The sequence below is a fragment of the Tenacibaculum finnmarkense genome, from assembly GCF_900239185.1.
In the GTDB taxonomy this organism is placed as follows: domain Bacteria; phylum Bacteroidota; class Bacteroidia; order Flavobacteriales; family Flavobacteriaceae; genus Polaribacter; species Polaribacter finnmarkensis.
In genome coordinates this window covers 1-2021 of sequence record NZ_OENA01000087.1, presented here as the reverse complement: position 1 = coordinate 2021, position 2021 = coordinate 1, and the positions used below count along the sequence as shown (strand labels likewise).

Annotated in this window: 2 protein-coding genes; both read right to left on the bottom strand. The window is 32.6% G+C overall.

Features of this window, described 5'->3' with window-relative positions; all coding sequences use genetic code 11:
- Window positions 1-18: 18 nt before the first annotated feature.
- On the bottom strand, window positions 19-1623 hold the full coding sequence (locus tag AQ1689_RS10485) for a gliding motility-associated C-terminal domain-containing protein (RefSeq protein ID WP_180947579.1): 1605 nt from the start codon (window positions 1621-1623) through the stop codon (window positions 19-21).
- Window positions 1624-1765: 142 nt separating this feature from the next.
- The coding region (locus tag AQ1689_RS10480) for a type IX secretion system membrane protein PorP/SprF (protein WP_145993760.1) at window positions 1766-2021 on the bottom strand (256 nt) is incomplete at its 5' end.

Here is a 2021-nt window from a genome sequence, read left to right as displayed (position 1 = left end):
TAATAACATCATTTTTATTTAGTAATTTATATAAACCCAGCCTTTTAAAACCTTTTTTGTAGCGTTGTTTAGCTCTAAAATATAGACATAAGAACCTGCAGGAAGTTTTGATTTTTTGCTTAGTGTTATTTTTCCGTTAGAGGTACCGTCCCAATCATTATTATACCTGAGCGCCTTGTACACTAAATTTCCGTGTCTGTTATAAATACACATCGTATTCTTTGGATATTTATTTGCAATATCTGCTAATACCATCCAAGTATCATTCACGCCATCACCGTTTGGCGAAAATGCGTTTGTCGTTTTCTGATTCCTTTTTATACGAATTGTAGCGGTAGTGTTTTTTACACACGGGCTTGTTGAAGTGATCGTATAAATATAAGTATTGCTGTTCTTTTTAACCCAAGAACCATCAGTAGTCGCAAAGCCATTTAAGGCTGCAAAAAGTTCCTCTTCAGTAGGCTCATAATCTTTTAATATTGATAAAACACCATCTTCACCAGCACTTTTAACATCCGTTTCTTCTTTAACTGTAATAGTTGCTTTTTGAGGGTTACAGCCTAAACTTGTCGTTTGTGTATAAGTGTGTACTAAGCCGATTGAAACCCAAACTCCACCTGTTTCAGGAGCACCTTTTAAAGCATCAAAAAGTTCTTTTTCTGTTGGATTTACTCCTTTACAAACAGTTAAAATTCCATCTGTTCCCGCACTTTTTACATCAGCTTGAATACTCAATTTAAAGGTTTTAGTCACTGTTACTGACTCTTTTGTAGCCGTTAATGTAAGGATTACAAAGCCTTTAGTCGCATCTTGCTCGCTAGGTGTGTATTTTGATAATAATTTGGTATCGTCTTCAAAAACACCAGCACCATCTGTTGTCCATTTTAAATTTGGATTTTCAGTAACACTTACATCAGAAAAAACAAAACTATTATTTTTACAAATACTCGCTTCTGCCGGATTTTGCATCGTAATTACAGGTGGCGTAACTTCATCTTGCTTAAATCCGATGATTACCCTAGGTACTTTACGCTCTTTAAGTAAGCCATAATATGAGTGATCACTACCTACATAACCATATTTATTTCTATAACCTGCACGATAACCAGCCGTCCAAAAAATTTGAAATTTAGGAGTAGGTTTATTATAATCATACGGCATCTGCCCTCCCGAATTTTCATTAATTTCAACCACTAAATTTTTAGTATGATTGTATTTAAAGGGAGTCGAAAAAACAACCGTTACCTCTCCGTTAGCTTGGTTGTATTGTATATATCCGTCAAATACTCGTGTAAAACCACTAAAGGGAGTTACTGAATTTCTAAAAGTGCTAAGCTCTGTTGTTGTAGCAGCAACTTCTTTCAGCCCTAATGTCCATCTATTAAAAGAAGCAATGTTTAAATTACCTGTAGTATTTAATTTAAATGTAAGACTTTTGATATTTCCCGATGTTTTAATTTCAGAACCTAAATATATAAATTGACTATAATTACCATTTTTATGCAAAGCAAGAGGCATGTTTTCACTTACCCCTTCATTGTTACCAATACTAATTTTTTGCGCCGATAAAAAAAAGTTAAAACTTAAACAAAAAAAGAGTAGGGTGTTTTTTAAAACGGACATTTTTTTTATCCCAGGGTATTTACTATAATGCATATTTTTATTCTTTTATAAGGAGTTGTAATAGTTTATTTATCAAAGGTGATGTCATTTCTCACCTATATTTTTTTTAAGAATTTCACCATGTTTAAACACGAACTATTTACTATAATATTTCATCAACATTAAAACGAAGTAGTATTTCATGTGTTCCGTTTTGATAAGTACTTAAATCATTTAAATACAGGTTGTACCCGTAGCCAATATCAAACCATTTTGTTGCTGATATTAAGCTATTTAATTGAACAGCATTATTCCATGAATATGACATTCCTACATTATAAAACTCTTTTATATTTAAAACCGTATTTACATCAAAAGACAAAGGCGCACCTTCAATAAAACGAACCAAAACCGATGGT

What these genes read in the sequence shown, in the direction of transcription:
- AQ1689_RS10485 (WP_180947579.1), bottom strand. Translation starts at nt 1,623, where the DNA reads ATGTCCGTTTTAAAAAACACCCTACTCTTTTTTTGTTTAAGTTTTAAC.